The 22297-nt window shown below is 68.1% G+C and carries 19 protein-coding genes; 5 read left to right on the top strand and 14 right to left on the bottom strand.

What is annotated here, in order from left to right; translation table 11 throughout:
* Positions 1–153: 153 nt before the first annotated feature.
* Positions 154–2394, top strand: a complete 2241-nt coding sequence (locus AC07ZS_RS13560; RefSeq protein WP_494799067.1) for a heavy metal translocating P-type ATPase — start codon at positions 154–156, stop codon at positions 2392–2394.
* 1 nt (position 2395) lies between these two features.
* On the opposite strand, the gene AC07ZS_RS13555 is transcribed toward AC07ZS_RS13560, so the two are convergent.
* The 3 genes from AC07ZS_RS13555 to AC07ZS_RS13545 form a co-directional block, all read right to left on the bottom strand.
* Positions 2396–3355 carry a diiron oxygenase gene (locus tag AC07ZS_RS13555; protein ID WP_494799066.1) on the bottom strand — a complete coding sequence of 320 codons (960 nt, stop codon included), beginning with the start codon at positions 3353–3355 and terminating at the stop codon, positions 2396–2398.
* Positions 3356–3362: 7 nt separating this feature from the next.
* Complete coding sequence (locus tag AC07ZS_RS13550) at positions 3363–5885, bottom strand: DUF1631 family protein (RefSeq protein WP_494799065.1); 2523 nt, start codon at positions 5883–5885, stop codon at positions 3363–3365.
* Between the two features lie 139 nt (positions 5886–6024).
* Positions 6025–7266 carry an MFS transporter gene (locus tag AC07ZS_RS13545; RefSeq protein WP_494799064.1) on the bottom strand — a complete coding sequence of 414 codons (1242 nt, stop codon included), beginning with the start codon at positions 7264–7266 and terminating at the stop codon, positions 6025–6027.
* An 83-nt stretch (positions 7267–7349) separates the two neighbouring features.
* Here AC07ZS_RS13545 and AC07ZS_RS13540 point away from each other — a divergent pair, with 83 nt between their 5' ends.
* Both AC07ZS_RS13540 and AC07ZS_RS13535 read left to right on the top strand, forming a co-directional pair.
* Positions 7350–8186 carry an AraC family transcriptional regulator gene (locus AC07ZS_RS13540; RefSeq protein ID WP_494799063.1) on the top strand — a complete coding sequence of 279 codons (837 nt, stop codon included), beginning with the start codon at positions 7350–7352 and terminating at the stop codon, positions 8184–8186.
* Between the two features lie 112 nt (positions 8187–8298).
* Positions 8299–8553, top strand: coding sequence for a hypothetical protein (locus AC07ZS_RS13535; protein WP_494799062.1), 255 nt, complete (start codon positions 8299–8301; stop codon positions 8551–8553).
* On the opposite strand, the gene AC07ZS_RS13530 is transcribed toward AC07ZS_RS13535, so the two are convergent.
* From AC07ZS_RS13530 to AC07ZS_RS13480, 11 genes are all read right to left on the bottom strand, one after another.
* Positions 8546–9226: a SpvB/TcaC N-terminal domain-containing protein gene (locus tag AC07ZS_RS13530; RefSeq protein ID WP_494799061.1), complete on the bottom strand. Its 681-nt coding sequence runs from the start codon at positions 9224–9226 to the stop codon at positions 8546–8548. The two genes, AC07ZS_RS13535 and AC07ZS_RS13530, sit on opposite strands and share 8 nt — an antisense overlap.
* Before the next feature lie 206 nt (positions 9227–9432).
* Positions 9433–10854: a coniferyl aldehyde dehydrogenase gene (locus AC07ZS_RS13525; protein ID WP_494799060.1), complete on the bottom strand. Its 1422-nt coding sequence runs from the start codon at positions 10852–10854 to the stop codon at positions 9433–9435.
* Positions 10855–10930: 76 nt separating this feature from the next.
* A complete protein-coding gene (clpB, locus tag AC07ZS_RS13520; RefSeq protein WP_494799059.1) occupies positions 10931–13549 on the bottom strand; it encodes an ATP-dependent chaperone ClpB in 2619 nt (872 codons plus the stop codon).
* A 46-nt stretch (positions 13550–13595) separates the two neighbouring features.
* On the bottom strand, positions 13596–14351 hold the full coding sequence (locus AC07ZS_RS13515) for a GNAT family N-acetyltransferase (protein ID WP_494799058.1): 756 nt from the start codon (positions 14349–14351) through the stop codon (positions 13596–13598).
* Position 14352: 1 nt separating this feature from the next.
* Positions 14353–14826 carry a molybdenum cofactor biosynthesis protein MoaE gene (locus AC07ZS_RS13510; protein ID WP_494799057.1) on the bottom strand — a complete coding sequence of 158 codons (474 nt, stop codon included), beginning with the start codon at positions 14824–14826 and terminating at the stop codon, positions 14353–14355.
* A gap of 1 nt (position 14827) precedes the next feature.
* Positions 14828–15079 carry a MoaD/ThiS family protein gene (locus tag AC07ZS_RS13505; RefSeq protein WP_494799056.1) on the bottom strand — a complete coding sequence of 84 codons (252 nt, stop codon included), beginning with the start codon at positions 15077–15079 and terminating at the stop codon, positions 14828–14830.
* Complete coding sequence (locus AC07ZS_RS13500; RefSeq protein WP_494799055.1) at positions 15076–16368, bottom strand: molybdopterin molybdotransferase MoeA; 1293 nt, start codon at positions 16366–16368, stop codon at positions 15076–15078. The genes AC07ZS_RS13505 and AC07ZS_RS13500 overlap by 4 nt, the downstream gene beginning before the upstream one ends.
* Positions 16365–16907 (bottom strand): molybdopterin-guanine dinucleotide biosynthesis protein B, encoded by a 543-nt coding sequence (gene mobB / locus AC07ZS_RS13495; protein ID WP_494799054.1) that lies wholly within the window; start codon positions 16905–16907, stop codon positions 16365–16367. Before mobB ends, AC07ZS_RS13500 begins: the two co-directional genes overlap by 4 nt.
* A complete protein-coding gene (gene thrC, locus AC07ZS_RS13490; RefSeq protein WP_494799053.1) occupies positions 16904–18346 on the bottom strand; it encodes a threonine synthase in 1443 nt (480 codons plus the stop codon). Before thrC ends, mobB begins: the two co-directional genes overlap by 4 nt.
* Positions 18346–19668 carry a homoserine dehydrogenase gene (locus tag AC07ZS_RS13485; protein WP_494799052.1) on the bottom strand — a complete coding sequence of 441 codons (1323 nt, stop codon included), beginning with the start codon at positions 19666–19668 and terminating at the stop codon, positions 18346–18348. Before AC07ZS_RS13485 ends, thrC begins: the two co-directional genes overlap by 1 nt.
* Positions 19669–19695: 27 nt before the next feature.
* Positions 19696–20919 (bottom strand): pyridoxal phosphate-dependent aminotransferase, encoded by a 1224-nt coding sequence (locus tag AC07ZS_RS13480; protein WP_494799051.1) that lies wholly within the window; start codon positions 20917–20919, stop codon positions 19696–19698.
* Between the two features lie 138 nt (positions 20920–21057).
* Here AC07ZS_RS13480 and AC07ZS_RS13475 point away from each other — a divergent pair, with 138 nt between their 5' ends.
* Together AC07ZS_RS13475 and AC07ZS_RS13470 are read left to right on the top strand one after the other, a co-directional pair.
* Positions 21058–21438 (top strand): Mth938-like domain-containing protein, encoded by a 381-nt coding sequence (locus tag AC07ZS_RS13475; protein WP_494799050.1) that lies wholly within the window; start codon positions 21058–21060, stop codon positions 21436–21438.
* A gap of 182 nt (positions 21439–21620) precedes the next feature.
* Positions 21621–22097: a peroxiredoxin gene (locus AC07ZS_RS13470; RefSeq protein ID WP_204733070.1), complete on the top strand. Its 477-nt coding sequence runs from the start codon at positions 21621–21623 to the stop codon at positions 22095–22097.
* Positions 22098–22297: the final 200 nt, after the last annotated feature.

Genomic DNA, 22297 nt, shown 5'->3' with positions numbered 1-22297 from the left:
GGATGATCCGCGCAGGCGCCGGCCGGGCATGTCGGTGCACGGCGACGCCGGTTGTAGGAGCCAGCCGACACAGCGGCAAAGCCGCACCCGCCCGCATGGGCATGCGGGCCTCGCGCTTGACCCTAAAGCGGCTCCAGGGTTTCAAATGCCCTCATGCACAAAGAAAACCCGACTTCCCTCCCCGCTGCATCGACCGTGCTGCAGGTGCCCGACATGTGCTGCGCCGCCGAGTTCAACCTGGTGGAAAAGGAGTTGCGGCGCGTGGACGGTGTTCACGATGTCACGCCGGACTTCATCCGCCGATCGGTGCGCGTCGCCCACCAGGCCGTTCCGGAACCTGAACTGATCGCGGCGGCGGCCCGGTCGGGGTTCGAGGTGCGCCCGGGCCGCGCGCTGCCCCAGGGCAAGGGCCTGGGATCCATCGCCGTCCGCACGGTGAACGCGGCGCCTGCGGCGGCCGCCCACGCGGACCACGAGCACGACCCTGGGCACAAACACGAACATGAACACGAGGAAGCACCGGGTCACACGCACGCCAACAGCACGCCGTCCTGGAAGCTGATCGTGGGGGGCGTGCTGGCGCTCGCGGCGGAGCTCGCGGCACTGGCCTACGGCGACTCGTCGGCCAGCGCCGTGGCGCTCGCCCTCGGCGCCATCGTGCTGGCCGGCCTGGAGACCTACCGCAAGGGGCTCGTGGCCCTGCGCCGCTTCAACCTCAACATCAACGCGCTGATGACGGTGGCGGTGACGGGCGCGGCCATCCTGGGCCAGTGGCCGGAAGCGGCCATGGTGATCGTGCTGTTCGCCATCGCGGAGATGATCGAAGAGAAGTCGCTCGACCGCGCGCGCCGCGCCATCGAAGGCCTGATGGCCATGGCACCCGACATGGCCACGGTGCAACAAGGCACCACGTGGCAGGCGGTGCCGGCGGCCACGGTGGCGGTGGGCGCGGTGGTGCGCGTGCGCCCGGGCGAACGCGTCGCGCTCGACGGCACCGTCACCGCAGGCTCATCGGCGGTCGATCAGGCCGCCATCACCGGCGAGAGTGTGCCGGTGGACAAGCAGGTGGGCGACACCTTGTTCGCAGGCACCATCAACCAGAACGGCGAGCTGCAGTACACCGTCTCCGCCCGTGCCGACGATTCGACCCTGGCCCGGATCATCCGCGCGGTGCAGGAAGCGCAGGCCAGCCGCGCGCCGACCCAGCGCTTCGTGGACACCTTCGCGCGCTACTACACACCCGCCGTGTTCGCCGTGGCGGTGGCCATCGCGGTGCTGCCGCCGCTGCTGCTCACAGGCGCGGACTGGCTCACCTGGGTCTACCGCGCCCTGGTGCTGCTGGTGATCGCCTGCCCCTGCGCGCTGGTGCTGTCCACGCCGATCTCCGTGGTGTCGGGGCTGACCGCGGCCGCCCGGCGCGGCATCCTGGTCAAGGGCGGCCTGCACCTGGAGCAAGGCCATCGGCTGAAGGTGCTGGCGCTGGACAAGACGGGCACGCTGACCCAGGGCCGGCCGGTGCTCACCGACGTCCAGGCGTTGCAGGGCAGCGAAGACGAGGTGCTGGCGCTGGCGATCGCGCTCTCCAGCCGCAGCGACCACCCGGTGTCCCGGGCCATTGCCGCGCGCGGCAAGGGCGCGCTGCAGGAGGTCAGCGACTTCCAGGCGCTGCAGGGGCGCGGCGTCGAGGGACGCATCGCGAACGAGCGCTACCGACTGGGCAACCACCGCCTGGTGGAAGAGTCGGCGGCATGCTCACCGGACCTGGAAGCGCGCCTGGACGCGCTGGAGGCCCAGGGCAAGACGGCCGTGGTGCTCGTGCGCGGCGACGTGCCCATCGGCATCTTCGCCATTGCAGACCAGGTGCGCGCCGAAAGCGTGGAGGCCGTGGCACAGCTGAAGCAGCTGGGCATCCGCCCGGTGATGCTGACCGGTGACAACCGGCACACGGCCGAGGCGATCGCGCGGCAGGTCGGCATCGAGGACGTGCGCAGCGAGCTGATGCCGCAAGACAAGCTCCAGGCCATCGAGGCACTCTCGGCCGACGGCACGGTGGTGGGCATGGTGGGCGACGGCATCAACGACGCCCCGGCGCTCGCCAAAGCCCACATCGGTTTCGCCATGGGAGCGGCGGGCACCGACACCGCGATCGAGACGGCGGACGTGGCCCTGATGGACGACGACCCGCGCAAGCTGGCCGAATTCGTCGACCTGTCGCGCGCCACCCGGGCGGTGCTGTGGCAGAACATCACCCTGGCCCTGGGCATCAAGGTGGTGTTCCTGGCCCTCGCCGTGGTGGGTCAGGCCACGCTGTGGATGGCGGTGTTTGCCGATATGGGCGGCAGCCTGCTCGTGGTGTTCAACGGGCTGCGGCTGCTGCGCCACCGCCGGCGCTGATTCAGTAGGCGCGGTCCCGGTCAAGCAGGCCGCGCTGGACGAAGAGCGCGCACAAGGCATCGTCCTTGAACACGCCGCTGCGCTCCAGCACCTGAAGCGTGTTGCCGCAGCGGCTGCGCATGTGGGCCTGGCGCAGGCGCTCGCCGTTCACCTTGCTCAGCACGCGCTCGGTGGCGGCGGTGTCGAGGCCGGCCTCGCCCAGCAGCCGCCGGTGAAAGCCTTCGTCAAAGGTGTGGAAGGCCGCGACGATGTCGGGCAGCAAACGGCCTAAAAAGGCCTGTCCCTCGCGGTCCAGCAGGGGCCAGATCCGCTCGAACAGGTGGGCGAAGTATTTGGCGTGCACCCACTCGTCTTCCAGGTGCGCGAGCAGCATGCCCTGCACCGCCGAGTGCGCCGTGCCGCGCATGACATCGACGATCGCCTTGGTGATCATGGTCTCGCCGACGAAGCCGACCATGAACCAGGCGAGATCGCGCCGCGCCGGCGGCACCCCGGCCACCAGCGCCTCGATGGTTGCGATCTTCAGGCTCGGCCCGTCGTGCGCCTCCAGCGCGAACACCTCGCGGATGGCGCGGCTCGCCGCTGCCGTGAAGTAGGCGTGGTAGCCCTCGTCCGTGTACAGCTTGAGGGCGTCCAGGGCGAGCGGTTCGGGCACGAAGGCGCGCAGGCGGTTTTCCGCGATGACCTGGGCCGCCACGTTGACGATGCGGTGCTCGGTGAGCGCCATGTCGTCGAGGAAATGCACCAGCCGGGCCGCGCAGAGGCGGTTGCGCGCGGCCATGTCGAGCGGGCGCAGCGCCGGGTGCGACAGGAGTTCGTCGGCCTGGCCGAACACGAACCATTGCACGCTGTTGAATTCGCCCGCGCCGCCGCGGAAGTCGAAGTCCGTGAGCGAGGGCTTGGCGCGCACCGACGCGGTGGCGATCCAGTCCTTGAACGGCGAGTCGGCGCTTTTTCGCATGCCCGGCTCAGGCCGGGACCGGCGCACGCCGGGCCGGCTCGGCCGCCATGGCATCGAGCGCTTTTTTCACCACGCCCTGCTGGGCATTGACCGGGCGCAGCAGGCGGCTGGCGATCAGGCGCTCGCAGCTGCGCTTGGTCATGGAGTGCGGCCGCCCGCCCCGGCTGACAAACATGAACAGCGTGCCCTTGCTGCTGGCCCAGATGAGCTGGGCGCGCAGCCATTCGCGGTGCGAGTACAGGTCGACCCAGTCGCCTTCGTGCAGGCCCATCAGCGTGGCGGCGGCGTTGATGTCTTCCAGTTCCTCGGCTTCTTCGACCAGGGCCGCGGCCTGCGAATCGTCTTCGCTGGCGCGCGCCTGCACCTGGGTTTCGATGAGGTCGCCGTAGTCGGTCGGCATGGTGTCCTCGAAGCCGGCGGCCTCGAGCTCGCGCTTGCCCAGCCAGGGCTGGGCGCGGGGGCGCGGCTTGCGCTGCTCCGCCGTGGCCGGCAGGGTTTCGTCGAGCTCCATGGACATGGACGACGGTACGTCCTCCAGCGGCATCGAGCCGGAATGCTCCATCTGCGGCAAGCCGGAGTGACTGGCGTCGGCGCGGATGCGCGCGCGGCGCAGGCCCAGCACCGGCTGGTGCAGGCGCATCAGCGCGTCGAAGAACGGCTTGGTCTCCTCGCGCGTCTTGCCCAGCATGTCCAGCCCGGCGTGCAGCGTGGCGAGCATGCCGGGGACCATGGCGAACAACTCCTTGGGCCGCTTGAGCGTGACTTCCTTCTTCACGCTCCACAGCAGGTTGGACACCATCTTGCGGTAGCCGCCCGGGTCGGACTGGTCCGGCTCGCGAAGCGTGGCCGAGGCGATCACCAGGGCCCAGGGGCCGTAGAGAAAGTCGAGGATGACGCCGGGCGCGTTGTCCACGTCCGGTCGCTGGCTCAGGTCCCAGGCGATCTGGTCGGCCATGGCCTGCCGCTCTTCGGCATAGCGGATGGACTGCAGGCTGTTGTCCTGCAGCGCCAGCTCCTTCTGGTCCTGGACTTCCCAGCCCTGCCGCAGCTCGGCAAGCACATCGGCGAACGGCTGGGGGTCCCGGGTGGCGGTGGCGTTGAGCTCGTTGAACGCGCTCTGCACCGGCTGGAAGAAGCTGTCGAACTCTTCGGTGAATTCGTCGTTGAACTTGAAGCTGCGCTGCGCCACGCTCTCGATCAGGCGCCGCGCGGGGTGTTCGTCTTCGTTGAAGAAGCGCGGGTTGGCCATGGCCAGGCGCAGCAGCGCCGGCTCCAGCGCCACCACCGCCTCGCGCACCGGCCCGAGCAGCAGCGGGTCGCTCGCCACCTGGCTGACCAGCGTGCGCACCAGGTCCAGGCCCACGGCCTGGCTGACGCGCTGCGCCTTCTGCTTGAGGTGCATGAGCACGCGCGAGCGCTCGTGCGCGGCGGCGTAGGTGCCCCAGGCCTTGTGGCTGAGCTGGCTGGAGATGCCGATCTCGCGCGCCGGCCGGTCCACCACCGGCAGATCGCGGTACTGCGTCTGCTGCTCCAGGATCATGGACTCGTCGAGCACCGGGATCGCGGCAAACGCCTCGATGGCGGCGAGCTCTTCGCTCACCTGCTCGTAGTAGTCCGGGGTCAGGTGGCGCTCGAAGTGCTTGCCACCCTGCTTCAGGAAATCGTGAAAGACCTGGTGATCCTCGGCCGGCTGCATGCGCGCCAGCGTCTGCATGGGCGGGAGCTGATCGGTGCTCGACCAGCCCGGCGCGTGGTGACCGCTGCCTCCGGTGTCGCCCGCGTCCTGCCAATGGCTGTTGGACGGAACGCCCAAGCCGGCCGCGCGGGACGACAGGCCCAGCCCGCCCGAGCGCGTGGACAGGCCGCCCGACCGCGTCGAAGCGCCGGACTCCTCCACCAGGCGCACGCGGTAGCCGGCTTCCTGCACATTGGCGCGCTGCAGGATCAGCGCCACGCGCTCATAGAGTTTCTGCAGCTCTCGGCCCAGGGCGTCGCCCATGTGGCGCAACCACAGGGCACGCACCTCGGGCTCGGACTCGGCAGAGGCCATGAGTTCGCGCAGCGCCCGCACGAAGACCGAGGGCCGCATCGGGTTGCGCTCGGCCTGCACGGTCTGCAGCCCGATCACCGAACTCATCAGGGCATCGAGCACGCCCAGCTGTGGCTCCAGCACCGGCATGAGGCTGTGCACCAGCCGGGCCGATTCGAGCGACTCGTTGACCGCGTCGTCCTCCACCAGCGACAGCAGGGAGGACTCGGACAACAGGGCCGGGCGCGAGCTGTTGGCCTCGGGCGACGCCATCAGGGCATCGCGCAGGTGCTGCGAGAAGTTGCGGCCCCACTGGATCTTGTTCTGCAACAGCCCCCACCAGGCCAAGGCCAGGCGGTCGCGCTGGGCCACTTCCCGAGACGCCTTTTCCGCGGCCTGCAAACTGGCGATGGCCGCGTCGGCGCAGCGCGCCAGCATGTCGGGCGCGCCGGAGAGTGCTTCCTGAAAGCACTGCTGCAACAAACGGGAGGGCGCCGTCATGGGCGGTGGGAGGGATCTGACAACGGGTAAGTGGATGTATCAGGTTGCTTTTATACCCGCTGGCAGGGCCCCCCGCATGACGGGCGCCAAATATTCGGCAGCCGGGCGCATCACCCGCGTCGGCGGTGCCCGGCCGACCTCAGGCCGGCACCAGGGCGGTGCGCCGCACGCGGCGCACGTTGAAGGCGCTCGCGATCAGCACCGCCTGCACCACCGCCAGGCCGATCAGCACGCCCTGGAACTGGCCGTGGTCCATCAGCACACCGAAGATCAGCGGCGAGATCGCCTGGCCGATGTCCAGCCCGGAATAGACCACACCGTACACGCGGCCGGTGGCGTTGTCGGGCGTGGACTTCTTCACCAGCAGGTCGCGCGAGGGGCCGGCGATGCCGGCCGAGAAACCCATGGCACCGAACAGCACCGGCACCGCCGCCGCCGGCACGTGGGCAAAGGCCAGCACCAGCGCGATGCAGGCCGCCAGGCCGAAGCCCACACCCACCACGCGCTCGCAGCGCGCCGGGTCGGCGGCGAGGAAGCCGCCCAGCACCATGCCGCCGGCCGAGCAGACCATGTAGATCGTCAGGCACACCGCCACCAGCGCGAGCGGCACGCCGTGCAACTGGCGCGCGGCCTCGGGCGCAAAGGCCTGCACCACGCTGAGCGCCATGGCGTAAAAGAAGAAGAAACCGAAGCACATCCACACCGCCGGGATGCGCAGGAAGGCCATGGGGTTTTCCACCGCCCCCTGCGACGCGCCCGGCGCGGGCTTGGGCGCGGCAGGCAGGGCGAGCCGCTCGCGGTTGAACCACAGCACGGCCAGCACCACGAAGGCCAGCACCCCGGCGCTGGCCAACGCCGCGCGCCACGAGTAAGCCAGGGCGATCGGCACCATCATGGCCGGCGCAAGCGCCCAGCCCAGGCTGCCGGTGATGCCGTGCACGCTGTAGGCGTGCCCCAGGCGAGGGGCGCTCACCTTGCGGTTGAGCAGGGTGTAGTCCACCGGATGGAAGACGCCGTTGCCGATGCCGGCCACGACGGCGAAGAGGGCCATCATCCAGTAGTGGGTGCTGGCCGCGAACCCGAAGGCCGCCAGCCCGAGCAGGGCCAGGCCGGCAAACAGCACCGGGCGCGGGCCGAGGCGGTCCACCACGAAACCCGAGGCGGCCTGCACCGCACACGAGGTCACGAAGAAGACGGTCATCAGGAAACCCAGTTCGGCGTAACTGGCGTTGAAGGCGTCCTTGAGCCAGGGGAACAGCGGCGCGAGCAGCAACTGGCTGAAGTGGCTGACCATGTGGGCCAGGCCCACCAGCCCGATGAGGCTGGCGTCCTGCCGCAGGGCCACGGGCGGCAGGGTGGAGGTCGTGCTGGAGGAAGACATGGCGCGATCGTAGTCCCGCGCGTCTCAGCCGAATTGCGACGATCTGTCAGAATTCATTGAAAACCCGCCAACGCACCAAAACGATGCCTCGCCCTCCCCGTCCTGGCCCCACGCCTGTCGGCGACACCGACCCCTTCACGCCCGACGCGGCCCGCCCGGTGCGGGTGCGCGCCCGCGACCTGAGCGCGGACACGCACTTCGAGCCGCACCGCCACCCCTGGGGACAGCTGGCCTACTGCACCACCGGCATCGTGCAGGCGATGGCTTCGCCCGACGACCCGAGCCTGCAGGCGGTGACCTACATCGTGCCGCCCTCGCGCGCGGTGTGGATTCCACCCGGCATGCGCCACGCCGTCACGGTGCGCGAAGCCGCCGAGCTGCGCACGCTCTACATCCACGCCGGCGCCGCGCCGCCGGGCTGGACGGCCTGCCGCATGATCGTGGTCTCGCCCTTGCTGCGCGAGCTGATCCAGGCCATGGACGCCGCCACCCGGCGCGCCGCCGAGCCCGCGCGCGACCGCCTGCTCACCGACCTGGTGCTGGACGAACTGGCGCACGCCGACACCCAGCCCCTGGGCGTGCCCCTGCCGCGCGACAAGCGCCTGCGCGCCCTGTGCGAAGCGGTGCTGCGCGCGCCCGGCGAGCGCGCCACGCTGGCCGAGTGGGCGGCCGACACCGGGGCGAGCGAGCGCACGGTGGCGCGGCTGTTCCGCGAGGAGCTCGGCACCACGTACCAGCAATGGCGGCAGCAGGCCGTGCTGGCACACGCCTTGCCTATGTTGGCCCGGGGCATGTCCATCGGTCAGGTGGCGGCGGCCACGGGTTACGCCAGCGACAGCGCATTCAGCGCCATGTTCAAGGCCGCCATGGGCCATCCGCCGACGCGCTGGGGCTTGCGGGCAGACGGCCAGCAGCGCTGAAACCATCACGGCGACGTTGTCTTCCCCACCCTTCAAAGAACTGTCATAACTGACAGGCAGCATGGAACATGCTCGGGCCAGAATGGTGCCGAGAGATTCGGGGAGAACAAACATGGAATGCCATCAACGCTACGTCAAGACGTCCCGCGCCTGGGACGCGCTCACCTGGCCCGACGCGCTGGGCCGCCAGACCCACACCGTTCTGCTGCTGGCCAACGGCCGGCGCAGCGAGCAGGAACTGGTCGGCCTGCTGGGCAACGATGTGAAAGAACTGCTGCAGCGCTTGCAGCAACAAGGCTATCTGCAGTGCGCCGCGGCTGGCGACGACGTGGTGGCTGGACTCGGCAGCGACATCGACTTCAATTGATCCGGGCGCGCCAGACGCCTCGGGTTTTTCCGGCGCCGGTCGCACCACCCTCCGTGTTCATCCGGTTCAACGCCCACACCCTCACCACGCTCTTGCCCTGCACCTCGATCCGCGAGTCCGCAGTCCCGCCGAACTCCAGCGTCAACCCCACCTTGGTCTTGACCGTGAAGCTCTGCGGACCATGGGCCGCATTCCCGTTGGCCGCCCCCTGTGCCGTGACCTTGCTGAAACTCTCCAGCTCCGTTCTGTATTCACTGCCCGCAGCCCCGTACGCGCCGGCGACGTTGATCAGCCTCTGTCCGTCCAGGCAGAACCTGTCTTCCATGTCGTACTTGACGCTGCCTCTGACACCATCCGTGGCCATCGTCTTGGGGCAGCGCGTGATCGCCGAGAGCCCCTCCAGGCTCCACCCCACCCCCACGATCCCGTTGCCCGCCTGGTTGCTGTAGCTCAGCGCCAGCTTGGGCTCCATGCCCGCCACGCCGGGCGGCACATCGATCGGGATCCGGTATGTCGCTGCTCCGCTGGGCGACACCGCAAACGCGCCGGGCAGCTTGCCCGGGACCAGGGTTTGCGCCTCTGCGGTGGCGGCTCCCATGCAGGAGACACCAAGAAGGAGAACGCGAACGCCAATGAGCCACGCGCCAGGGCGCAGCGAAATAGTGAGCAGCATGAGATCCCTCCATGAGCACCGGCCCGCGCAAGATAGCGGGCAGCCTCGTTTTTGTTCAAGACGCGTCCGAGCGAACTGCAGACGCGACGCGCAGTCTAGGCAGCAGCGCCCAAGACGCGTCTCTTGTGAACGGAGTGAATACTCTTTGGCCTGAAATGTCGAAACTCAGGCACCAAATACAGCCAAGGGCACACCCTTGAACCTGGTCAGAACAGCCGCTTGAGCATGCCCATCACGCGCTGGAACCGCGCCCCATAAGGCGGGTAGAACAGCCAGCCCATGGCCCAGCGCGATTGCACCAGCACCGGCTTCTGCTGCGAAAAGCGCAGGAAGCCGGCCTCGCCGTGGTACGAGCCCCAGCCGCTCTCGCCCACACCGCCAAAAGGCAGGCCTTCGTGCGCGATGTGCATCAGGGTGTCGTTCACCGTCACGCCCCCGCTGACCGTGCGGTTGAGCAGGCGGTCGCGCGATGCGGTGTCGGTGCCGAACCAGTACAGCGCCAGCGGGCGTGGGCGCAGGTTGATGAAGGCGATGGCGTCGTCGATGCCGTCGTAAGGCACCACCGGCAGGATGGGGCCAAAGATCTCTTCGCTCATCAGCCGCAGGCCGGGCGCGGCGTCGAACACCAGCGTGGGGCTCATCTGGCGCGCACCGTTTCCGGCGCCACCGGGCGGTGCCACATTCACCACGCGCGCGCCGCGGGCCTGGGCTTCTTCCAGCAGCGCGACGAGGCGGGCCTGGTGCCGCTCGCTCACGATGGCCGCGTAGTCGGGGTTGCCCGCGATGTTCGGAAACAGGCGTGCGACGGCGGCGGTGTAGGCGCGCTCGAAAGCAGCCTCCCGGTCGCGCGGCAGCAGCACGTAGTCGGGCGCGATGCAGGTCTGGCCGGCGTTGAGCAGCTTGCCGTGGGCGATCTTGACGGCGGCATCGTCCAGGTCGCACGAGGCGTCGATCACGCAGGGCGACTTGCCGCCCAGCTCCAGCGTGGTCGGCGTGAGGTTGGCCGCGGCGGCAGCCGCCACCTGGCGACCCACCTGGGTGGACCCGGTGAAGAACAGGTGGTCGAACGGCAGCCGGGAAAAGTCCTGCGCCACATCAGGCCCGCCCAGCACCACGCTGAATTCGTCGGCAGAGAAAGCGTCTTGCACCAGCCTGGCCATGAGGCCCGAGCTGTGGGGCGTGAGTTCACTGGGCTTGAGCATCACGCGGTTGCCGGCCGCGAGCGCGGCGGCGGCCGGTCCGAACGTGAGCTGCAGCGGGTAGTTCCAGGGACCGATGACACCGACGACACCCAGGGGCTGGCGCTGGATGTGGGCGCGCGCAGGCTGCAGATACAGGGGCGTGGCCACGCGCTGCGGTTTCATCCAGGCCGGCAGGTGCTTGTGCAACTGTGCCATGCCGGCGCGCAGCACGAACAGGTCCGCCGCCTCGGTGAGCTGGGCTGAACGCACGCCGAAGTCGGCCTCCACCGCCTCGGCCAGCGCCAAGGCGTGGGTGTCGATCAGGGCCCGCAGCCGGCCCAGCCGGTCGCGCCGCAGTGCCAGGGGAACCTCCACCTGGGCGCGGCTGGCGTTGTATTGCGCGTCGAACAGCGCCCGCAGGGGAAGCGAGGGAGGGATCTGCGTCATGGGTTTCATGATAGGCCGCCCCTCCTCTCAAGGGTAGAGCCCCGACCCCATCCACGACGGACGGGGTCGCAGGGCGTCAGGCCGGGACGACCGCGTCGCCGAACTCGAACACGCCGGGGTTCTGCACCGGATCGACATCCACCGGAATGGACGACTTCGGCGGATAGCGCCCTTCGAGCAGGTACTTCGACAGCGGGTTCTCGATGCGCTGCTGAATCGCGCGCTTGAGCGGGCGCGCACCGAAGACCGGATCGAAACCGACCTTGGCCAACTCAGCCAGGGCCGCGGACGACACATTCAGGTGCAGATCCATCTTGGCCAGGCGCGCTTCAAGCACCTTGAGCTGGATCGCGGCGATGGACTCGATGTGCTGCGCGTCGAGCGCGTGGAACACCACCGTCTCGTCGATGCGGTTGAGGAACTCGGGCCGGAAGTGGTTCTTGAGCTCGTCCCACACCGCTTCCTTCACCTCGTCGTAGGGCGAGCCCACCATGGCCTGGATCATGTGCGAGCCGATGTTGCTCGTCATGACGATCACGGTGTTCTTGAAGTCCACGGTGCGGCCCTGGCCGTCGGTCAGGCGGCCGTCGTCGAGCACCTGCAGCAGCACGTTGAACACGTCGGGGTGGGCCTTCTCGACCTCGTCGAGCAGCACCACGCTGTAGGGCTTGCGGCGCACCGCCTCGGTGAGGTAGCCACCCTCCTCGTAGCCCACGTAGCCGGGCGGCGCGCCGATCAGGCGGGCAACCGAGTGCTTCTCCATGAACTCGCTCATGTCGATGCGGATGAGGTGGTCTTCGCTGTCGAACAGGAAGCCGGCCAGCGCCTTGCACAGCTCGGTCTTGCCCACGCCGGTGGGGCCGAGGAAGAGGAAGGAGCCGGTCGGGCGGTTCGGGTCGGACAGGCCCGAGCGCGAACGGCGGATGGCGTTGGCGACGGCACCGATGGCCTCGTCCTGGCCGACCACGCGCTCGTGCAGCTTGCCCTCCATCAGCAGCAGCTTGTCGCGCTCGCCCTGCATGAGCTTGGACACCGGAATGCCGGTGGCGCGCGCCACGACCTCGGCGATCTCTTCGGCGCCGACCTGCGTGCGCAGCAGCTGCGGGCGTCCCTTGCCGTCCTTGTTCAGCGCCTTGCCCGACTCGACGGCCTGCGCGTCCTTCAGGCGTTTTTCCAGTTCGGGCAGCTTGCCGTATTGCAGCTCGGCGACCTTGTTGAAGTCGCCCTTGTCGGTGAAGGTCTTGATCTGCGAGCGGATGCGGTCCATCTCTTCCATCACGTCCTTGGAGCCGAGCGCGGCGGCCTTCTCGGCCTTCCAGATTTCGTCGTAGTCGGAGATCTCTTTCTCCAGCCGAACGATCTCTTCCTCGATCAGGCCGAAGCGCTTCTGCGACGCCTCGTCCTTCTCGCGGCGCACGGCTTCGCGTTCGATCTGCAGCTGGATCAGGCGGCGGTCGAGCCGGTCCATCACCTCGGGCTTGGAGTCGAGTTCGATCTTGATCTTGGACGCGGCCTCGTCGATCAGGTCGATCGCCTTGTCGGGCAGGAAACGGTCGGTGATGTAGCGGTGGCTCAGCTCGGCCGCGGCCACGATGGCCGGGTCGGTGATCTGCACGCCGTGGTGCACTTCGTATTTCTCCTGCAGGCCGCGCAGGATGGCGATGGTCGCTTCCACGCTGGGCTCGCCCACCAGGATCTTCTGGAAGCGGCGCTCCAGCGCGGCGTCCTTCTCGATGTATTTGCGGTATTCGTCGAGCGTGGTGGCACCCACGCAGTGCAGCTCGCCGCGCGCCAGGGCCGGCTTGAGCATGTTGCCCGCGTCCATCGCGCCTTCGGCCTTGCCCGCACCCACCATGGTGTGCAGCTCGTCGATGAAGACGATGGTCTGGCCCTCGTCCTTGGCCAGTTCGTTGAGCACGGTCTTGAGGCGCTCCTCGAACTCGCCGCGGAACTTGGCGCCGGCCAGCAGCGCGGCCATGTCCAGGCTCAACACGCGCTTGCCCTTGAGCGAGTCGGGCACTTCACCGGCCACGATGCGCTGCGCCAGGCCTTCGACGATGGCGGTCTTGCCCACACCGGGTTCGCCGATGAGCACGGGGTTGTTCTTGGTGCGGCGTTGCAGCACCTGGATGGCGCGGCGGATCTCGTCGTCGCGGCCGATCACCGGATCGAGCTTGCCCAGGCGGGCGCGCTCGGTGAGGTCCAGCGTGTATTTCTTGAGGGCTTCGCGCTGGCCTTCGGCCTCGGGGCTGTCCATCTTCTGCCCGCCGCGCACGGCGGTGATGGCCGCCTCCAGGCTCTTGCGGTTCAGGCCGTTCTCGTTGGCGATGCGGCCAAGCTCGCCCTTGTGGTCGGTCACGGCCAGCAGGAAAAGCTCGCTGGCGATGAACTGGTCACCGCGCTTGAGGGCTTCCTTTTCGGTGGCCTGCAGCAGCTTGGCCAGCTCGGGGCCGACCTGCACCTGCTCTTGCCCCTGCACTTCGGGCAGGCGTTTGACCGCCGCTTCCGCGGCCTTGGCCAAGCCCGGCACGTTGACGCCCGCGCGCTGCAGCAGCGACTGCGGGCCGTCGGCCTGGCGCAGCAAGGCCAGCAGCAGGTGGGCGGGTTCGATGTAGGCGTTGTCGGCGCCCAGGGCCAGCGTTTGCGCTTCGCCGAGGGCTTCCTGGAACTTGGTGGTGAGTTTGTCGAGACGCATGAAAAGGCTCTCCGTGAATTCAGAATTGCCCCACAGGTGGCGCCGATCACCCGGTTTTCAAGGCGCGGCGCCAGTAAGCGTAAGGCCAGGCCGTGGAAAAGCCCAGCCTTCGGTAGAGCGCGAGCGCCGGGGCGTTGCTGGCGTCGACCTGCAGGAAGGCTTGCGAGATGCCCCGTTGCGCGGCCTCCCGCGCCATCGCGCGCAGCACGCGCGCGGCCAGCCCCCTGCCCCGTTGCGCGGCCGCGGTGCGCATGCCGTGCACGCCCAGCCAGCCCTCTCCGAACGAGGCCGCACCGCAGGCCAGGGTGTGGCCGTTCTCGCGCAGGCTGGCATACCGCGTGCCCGTGGCGCGGCTCAGGGAGCGGGCGCGAATCGCCCCGTCCACCGGGTCGAGGCCCTCGCCCAGGAACATGGCCATCCAGGCGGCGTCGGGCGTGTCGGCCAGGTCGGCGGCCGGATCGGCCTCGAGGCTCTGCAGCACCTCGATCGGTGCGGTCTGCGTCAACGTGGGCTGCAGGCGCTCGAACCCCTGCTGCTGCAAGGCCTGCTGGAAGGGCTCGAACGCGGGCAGGTCGGGCAGGCGGAACGCGGGGGTGAAGCCGCGGTCTTCGTACCGCGCCAGGATCGATGCCAGCAAGCCCAGATCGGGCGGTTCATGGTGCAGGGGCACGGCGCTGCGCGCGCGGCCCACGGTGCCGCTGTCCATGGGCAACAACCAGCCCGGCATCGCTTCCACCACCTCGGGCGCCACCGCCTGCAGCGTGGCGCGTTCGATGGCCTCGACGTCGGCGGTGCGGGTCATGTCAGCCGTTGCGCGCCTCGATGCCCCAGCGCGCGAGCGCCGCGTCGTCGCTCACGCGGGCGTCGACCCAACGCGCGCCGTCGGGCGTCTGCTCCTTCTTCCAGAACGGGGCCTGGGTCTTGAGGTAGTCCATGAGGAACTCGCAAGCCTGGAAGCTCTCGCCCCGGTGCGCGGAGGTGACAGCCACGAGCACGATCTGGTCGAGCGGCTGCAACAGGCCCACGCGGTGGATCACGCGTGCGCCATAGAGATCGAAGCGCCGGAAGGCCTCGTCGATCATGGCCTCGATCGACTTTTCGGTCATGCCGGGGTAGTGCTCGAGCTCCATCGTGCTCACGCTCTGGCCGTCGTTGCGGTCCCGCACGGTGCCGATGAAGCTGCACACCGCACCGACCCGTGCGTCCTGCAGGCGCAGTTGCGCGACCTCGGCGCTGAGGTCGAAGTCTTCGCTCTGGATGCGGACGCGACTGCCCATCTCAGCCTCCCGTGACGGGCGGGAAGAAGCCGACTTCCGCGCCCTCGATGAGCGAAGCGGATTCGTCGCTCATGGCCTGGTTCAGGGCGACGCGCACCGCCCGCCCCGGCGCCAGCACGTCGGCGTACGCCCCCCCGCGTGCCACGAGTTCGGCACGCAGGGCAGCGAGCGTGGCGGCCTGGGTTTCCACCGGTTCGCTGCCCGTGCCCAGGGCCTCACGGATGGCGGCGAAATAGCGCAGCTGGACTTTCATGCGAGCAGGTCCGCGAAGGAGATGTAGGACACGGGGTCGCCGTGGGCGATGGTGGTGCCGGCCGGGTTGTCGACCAGGCCATCGCCCCAGACCACCGACGTCAGCACGCCTGAGCTCTGGTTGGGAAACAGGTCCAGCCCGCCCGCCGCATTGCGGCGCACGCGCAGGAACTCGCGTCGTTTGTCGGCGCGCGCCACGGTGAAATGCGCCGGCAGCGTGGTGGCTGGCGGCAGCGCCTGGAAACGGTCCGCCGGCACGCCCTGCAGCTTGAGCAGGAAAGGCCGCACCAGCAACAGGAAGGTGACAAAGCTGGACACCGGGTTGCCCGGCAGGCCGATGAAATGGCAGGTTTCGCCGGCGGCGGCACCGGCGCCCCCATCTCGCCGCACCGTGCCGTAGGCAAAGGGCTTGCCCGGCTTCATGCCGATCTGCCACAGGTCCAGGCTGCCCAACTGTTGCACCGAGGGCTTGATGTGGTCTTCCTCGCCCACCGACACGCCGCCGCTGGTGAGGATCAGGTCGTGGTGGTCGGCGGCGGTCTTGAGTGCGGCCAGCGTGGCCTCGCGCCGGTCGGGCACGATGCCCAGGTCGCTCACCTCGCAGCCCATGCGCTGGAGCAGCGTGCGCAGGAAGAAGCGGTTGGAGTTGTAGATCGCGCCGGGCTTCATGGCCTCGGGCGGCACCTCGCCGGGCATCACGAGTTCGTCGCCGGTGGAGAACAGCGCAACGCGCGGGCGTGCCCGCACCGTCAGGTGTGCCAGGCCCAGGCTCGCGGCCAGTCCCAGGCTCGCGGGCGAGAGCCGCTCGCCCTTGGCGAGCACCACGGCGCCTCGCGTCACGTCCTCGCCCGCGCGGCGCACCCACTGCCCGGGCTCGGGCAACGCCTGGATGTGCACCGCGTGGATATCGCCGCCCACCTCGACGGTGTCTTCCTGCATCACCACCGCATCGGCGCCGGCCGGCATGGGCGCGCCGGTGAAGATGCGCGCGCAAGTGCCCGGCTCCAGGGGCTGGCCCGCGTGGCCGGCGGCGATGCGCTGGCTCACCCGCAGCACCTTGCCCGCTTCGGTCACGTCGGCCGCGCGCACCGCGTAGCCGTCCATGGACGAGTTGTCGTTCGGCGGCACTTGCAGGGCCGAGACCAGGTCCTGCGCGAGCACACGGCGGTCGGCGTCGAAGGTGGCAACCGTCTCGGTCGCGCTCAGCGCCTCGACACGGCCCAGCAGGTCGGTCATGGCGTCGGCCAGCGACATCAACGGTGCGCGCGCGGGAGCTTGGGAGGCGTTCATGGCGTCGTGGAAGGCGGGTGGGCCCGATAGGCGAAGCGGTCTGCATTGTCGAGCAACCACAGCGCCACGTCATCGGGGCGGTTCAAATCCAGCACGGTGCGTGGGGTGGGGTCGGGCAAGGCCTGCGGGCTGTCGGTCACGACGGCGACAACGCGCTCATCCGAGCGGTAGCGCACAGGCTTGCCATGGGCTTCGCGCCAGACCTCGACCTTGAGGAGGTCGCTGTCCTTGAAGCCTTCGACCAGCACCCAGTCCACCGCCGGGTGCAGCTCGGCGATGAGGCTGTGCACCGAGTGCTCCACGCGCCCCTGCAGCTCGCGCATGATCACCAGCCGACGGGATGAGGCGGCCAGCACCTCGAAGGCGCCGGCCTCGCGGTGGCGCCAGGTGTCCTTGCCGGGGTGGTCGATGTCGAAGTCATGGTGGGCGTGCTTGACCACCGAGACGCGTTGCCCGCGCAGTTGCAGCGCGGGAATCAGTTGTTCGACCAGCGTGGTCTTGCCGGATCCGGAGTAGCCTGCGAATCCGACCACCTTCATGCCGGCGCGCAGTGCTCGGCGATGAAGGCCTGCACGACCGCCGTGCGGGCCGGCATGACCTTGACCCGCTTGGGCAGGTCCTCGATGCCCTGGAACTGCGCCGGGCGATCGGGCTGGCGGCCCAGGGCTTCGACGATGGTCTCGGCGAATTTGATTGGCAAGGCGGTCTCCAGCACCACCATGGGCGTGCCTGCTTCGCGGTGTTCGCGCGCCACCTTCACGCCGTCGGCGGTGTGGGTGTCGATCATCAGGCGGTGCCGCTGGAACACGTCCCGGATGGTGTCGAGCCGGTCGGCATGCGTGCTTTTCCCGCTGCGGAAACCATAGTGGCTTGCCGCCTCCGCGAACACCGGGTCGGTGCTCAGGTCGAAGCGGCCCTCGCGCGACAGGCCTTCCCCGAAGAAGGCCTTGACACGGTCGCCGTCGCGTCCCAGCAGGTCGAACACGAAGCGCTCGAAGTTGCTGGCCTTGGAAATGTCCATCGACGGGCTGGAAGTCTCATGCGTGTCGGCACTGCCGCGCACACGGTACACGCCGGTGCGGAAGAACTCGTCGAGCACATCGTTCTCGTTCGTGGCCACCACCAGCGTGCGGATCGGCAGCCCCATCTGCCGCGCCACATGGCCCGCGCAGACGTTGCCGAAGTTGCCGCTGGGCACGGTGAACGACACCCGCTCGGTGTTCTCCGCCGTGGCCTGGAAGTAGCCGGCGAAGTAGTACACCACCTGCGCCAGCAGGCGGGCCCAGTTGATCGAGTTCACGGTGCCGATCTTGTGGGCGCGCTTGAACGCGAGGTCGTTGCTGACGTCCTTGACAATGTCCTGGCAATCGTCGAACACACCTTCGATCGCGATGTTGTGGATGTTCTCGTCCGTCAGGCTGAACATCTGCGCCTGCTGGAACGGGCTCATGCGACCGTGCGGGCTGAGCATGAACACACGCACGCCGTGCTTGCCGCGCATGGCGTACTCGGCCGCGCTGCCGGTGTCGCCGGAGGTCGCGCCCAGGATGTTGAGCTCTTCGCCGCGGCGCGCCAGCTCGTACTCGAACAGGTTGCCCAGCAGCTGCATCGCCATGTCCTTGAAGGCCAGCGTGGGGCCGTTGGACAGGGCTTCCAGGTAGAAGCCTTCTTCCAGCTTCTTCAACGGCACGATCTGCGGCGTGCCGAACACCGCCTCGGTGTAGGTCTTCTCGCACAGCGCGCGCAGATCGGCGGCGGGAATGTCGTCGATGTAGAGCGAGAGGATCTCGAACGCCAGCGCGGCATAGCCGCCGGTCCGCCCGCCGTTGAATGCCTCGCGCAAGCGCTGCAGCGCGGCGGCATCGACCTGCGGATAACGCTCGGGCAGGTAGAGACCGCCGTCGGGCGCCAGGCCTTCCAGCAGGATTTCACAGAAGCGCTTGCGGTCGGCATGACCGCGGGTCGAGAGGTATCGCATCAGTTGAGCTCTTCCTTGCGGATGCGCACGATGGGCGCCAGCACGGTCGGCAAGGTCTGCAGTTGCGCCAGGGCGTCGTTCATGGTGCCCTCGCGCGTGTCGTGCGTGAGGATGATGAGGTCGGTGGAGGTGCCGCCTTCGCCGCTCACCTCGTCGGCCTCGCGCTGCAGCACCGCGTCGATGCTGATGCCCGCGCCGGCCAGCAGGCCGGTGACCTTGGCCAGCACGCCGGCCTGGTCGGCCACGCGCAGGCGCAGGTAGTAGCTCGTCACCACCTCGCTCATGGGCAGCACCGCGACATCGCTCAGGGCATCGGGCTGGAAGGCCAGGTGCGGCACGCGGTGGTGCGGGTCGGCGGTGTGCAGGCGGGTGATGTCCACCAGGTCGGCGATGACGGCGCTGGCCGTGGGCTCGCTGCCCGCGCCCTTGCCGTAATAGAGCGTGGTGCCCACGGCGTCGCCGTTGACCACCACGGCGTTCATCGCGCCTTCCACGTTGGCGATCAGGCGCTTGGCCGGCACCAGGCTCGGGTGCACGCGCAACTCGATGCCCTTCGCCGTGCGCTTGGTGATGCCCAGCAGCTTGATGCGGTAGCCGAGCTGTTCGGCGTACTTGATGTCGGTGGCGCCCAGTTGGGTGATGCCCTCCACGTAGGCCTTGTCGAACTGGACCGGGATGCCGAAGGCGATCGCGCTCATGAGCGTGACCTTGTGGGCCGCGTCCACCCCTTCGATGTCGAAGGTGGGGTCGGCCTCGGCATAGCCCAGCCGCTGCGCTTCCTGGAGCACGACGGCGAAGTCCAGGCCCTTGTCGCGCATCTCGGAGAGGATGAAGTTGGTCGTGCCGTTGATGATGCCGGCGATCCACTGGATGCTGTTGGCGGTGAGGCCCTCGCGCAGCGCCTTGATGATGGGAATGCCACCGGCCACGGCGGCCTCGAAGGCCACCATCACGCCCTTGGCCGATGCGGCCGCAAAAATCTCGGTACCGTGTACGGCCAGCAGGGCCTTGTTGGCGGTGACCACGTGCTTGCCGGCGGCAATGGCTTCCATCACCAGGGCCTTGGCGATGCCATAACCGCCGATGAGCTCGATCACGATGTCGATCTCGGGGTTGGCGATCACGGCGCGGGCGTCGTTCACGACCTTCACATCGGGACCCACGATGGCCTGCGCACGGGCCACGTCCAGGTCGGCCACCATGGTGATTTCAATGCCACGACCGGCGCGCCGGCGAATCTCTTCCTGGTTGCGCTGGAGCACGTTGAAGGTGCCACTGCCTACGGTGCCTATGCCCAGGAGGCCTACTTGGATCGGTTTCATGTCGGTCATGGTTGGAAAGCGGAAAAATCAGGCGTGGCGTTTTCGCCAGCCTTCGAGAAACTTGGCCACGCGCTGGATGGCCTCGCGCAGGTCGTCTTCGTGCGGCAGGAACACGATGCGGAAATGCTGGTTGTCCGGGTAGTTGAACCCGGAGCCCTGCACCAGCATCACGCGCGTTTCCTGGAGCAGCTCCAGGAACATCTGCTGATCGTCCTCGACCGGGTACATCTTCGGGTCGAGCCGGGGGAACATGTAGAGCGCGGCCGATGGCTTGACGCAGCTCACGCCCGGGATGGCGGTGATGAGCTCGTAGGCGAGGTCGCGCTGGCGGCGCAGGCGGCCGCCTTCGCACACCAGGTCGTTGATGCTCTGATACCCCCCCAGGGCGGTCTGGATCGCCCACTGGCCCGGCACGTTCGCGCACAGGCGCATGTTCGAGAGCATGTTCAGGCCCTCGATGTAGTCCTTGGCGGGCTTCTTGTTGCCCGACACCACGAGCCAGCCCGCGCGGTAGCCGCACGAGCGGTAGCTCTTGGAAAGCGAGTTGAAGGTCAGCGTCAGCACGTCTTCCGACAGGCTGGCGATCGCCGTGTGCCTGGCACCGTCGTACAGCACCTTGTCGTACACCTCGTCGGCAAAGATCACCAGGCCGTGCTCGCGCGCGAGTTCCACGATGGCCTTGAGCAGGTCGTCGGAATACAGCGCGCCCGTCGGGTTGTTCGGGTTGATCACCACGATGCCCTTGGTGGCCGGCGTGATCTTGCGGCGGATGTCGTCGATGTCCGGCATCCAGCCGTTGGACTCTTCGCACATGTAGTGCACCGGCGTGCCGCCCGACAGGCTGGCCGCTGCCGTCCAGAGCGGGTAGTCCGGTGCCGGCAGCAGCAGCTCGTCACCGTTGTCCAGCAAGGCATTGGTCGCCATCACGATCAGCTCGCTCGCGCCGTTGCCGAGGTAGATGTCTTCCAGGGCCACGCCCTTGATGCCCTGCTTCTGCGTCTCGTGCATCACCGCCTTGCGCGCCGCGAAGATGCCCTTGCTGTCCGAATAACCTGCCGAATTCGGCAGGTTGCGGATCATGTCCTGCTGGATCTCCTCGGGCGCATCGAAGCCGAACACCGCCAGGTTGCCGATGTTGAGCTTGATGATCTTGTGGCCTTCTTCCTCCATCTGACGCGCCGCGTCCATGATGGGCCCGCGGATGTCGTAACAGACGTTGGCCAGCTTGGCGGATTTCTGGATGCTTTTCAAAGGCCCTCCGGAAGGGGTTGTGGGGTCAAGGCAGACATGCCCCGCCGAGGTGCACCGGGCGTTATATTCGGTCTCGTCAGCAGGGAAAACCTGCAATTTGACCACAGTTCCCCAGCCCTTCCGATCGCACGCCTCCCCATGAAACTCCATGCCGACAAGCTGGACACGCAGTCCATCACCTCCTATGGCGAGGGATGGATCGCCGTGAACGGCCAGCGCCACGCTGGCAGCCTCGTCCTGACCTCGGGCGGCCAGCTGATGCCCTGGGACTGCCAGCGCTTTGAAGACCTCACCGCGGCGCACTTCGAGCAATTGATCGGGCTCATGCCCGAGCCCCCCGAGCTGGTGGTGTTCGGCAGCGGCTCACGCCTGCGCTTCGTGCGACCGGCGATGCTGCAGGGCCTGATGGAACGCCGCATCGGCGTGGAAACCATGGACACCGCCGCCGCCTGCCGCACCTACAACATCCTGGCCGGGGAAGGCCGCCGGGTGGTGGCAGCGCTGTTGGTCGAGGCCTGAGGCCTGCATCCCCCCTATCTGTCTTGTCCCGCGGCCCTGGCGGGTGACGGGAACGCCCATTCAGGGTAAAATAGCGGATTGTTTCCTGCCGTGGCGCCGCCTGCATCCCGCATGCCAGGCCGTCGCGAAGCAGCCGGGAAGCCAACGAATCACCACCAACTTACGTCAGGGGTCCACGCAGTATGGCAGTCGTTGTCAACAAACCCATTCCCGAATTCGAATCGCAGGCCACCGGCGGCGTGAAGGTCAGCAACCAGACGCACCTCGGCCAGACCATCGTTCTGTATTTCTACCCCAAGGACAACACCCCCGGTTGCACCACCGAGGCCATGCAATTCCGTGACAAGTACAAGGACTTTGTGAAGGCCGGTGCGCAGGTGTTCGGTGTGTCGCGCGACAACATGAAGTCGCACGACGACTTCAAGACCAAACTGGAACTGCCCTTCGAGCTGATCGCAGACACCGAAGAGAAGATGTGCCACATGTTCGGCGTGGTCAAGAACAAGATCATGTACGGCAAGAAGGTCAAGGGCATCGAGCGCAGCACCTTCCTGATCGGTCCGGACGGCGTGCTCAAGCAGGAGTGGCGCGGCCTGAAAGTGCCCGGCCACGTGGAAGAGGTCCTCAAGGCCGTCAAGGCCCTCAAGAAGGCCGCCTGACCGCCCGGATCGGGCGGTGTGGGGCCGCGTTGACACAGGGGTTTCCGGGTCACACGACTCGTGCATAATGAATTCATGACAACGGGACGCTTTTCAGCCCCACCCTCTTCCGACAAGCTCCGCAGCTCTCAAAGCCGCCCGGTTTTCCTGGCGGCTTTTTGCTTTCCGGCCCCGCGCTGACACCTCAAGCCCTCCATGCC

This window comes from Hydrogenophaga sp. GW456-12-10-14-TSB4, from assembly GCF_059424305.1.
The sequence above is the reverse complement of the archived record's forward strand: the minus strand, read 5'-3'. Positions and strand labels throughout refer to the sequence as shown.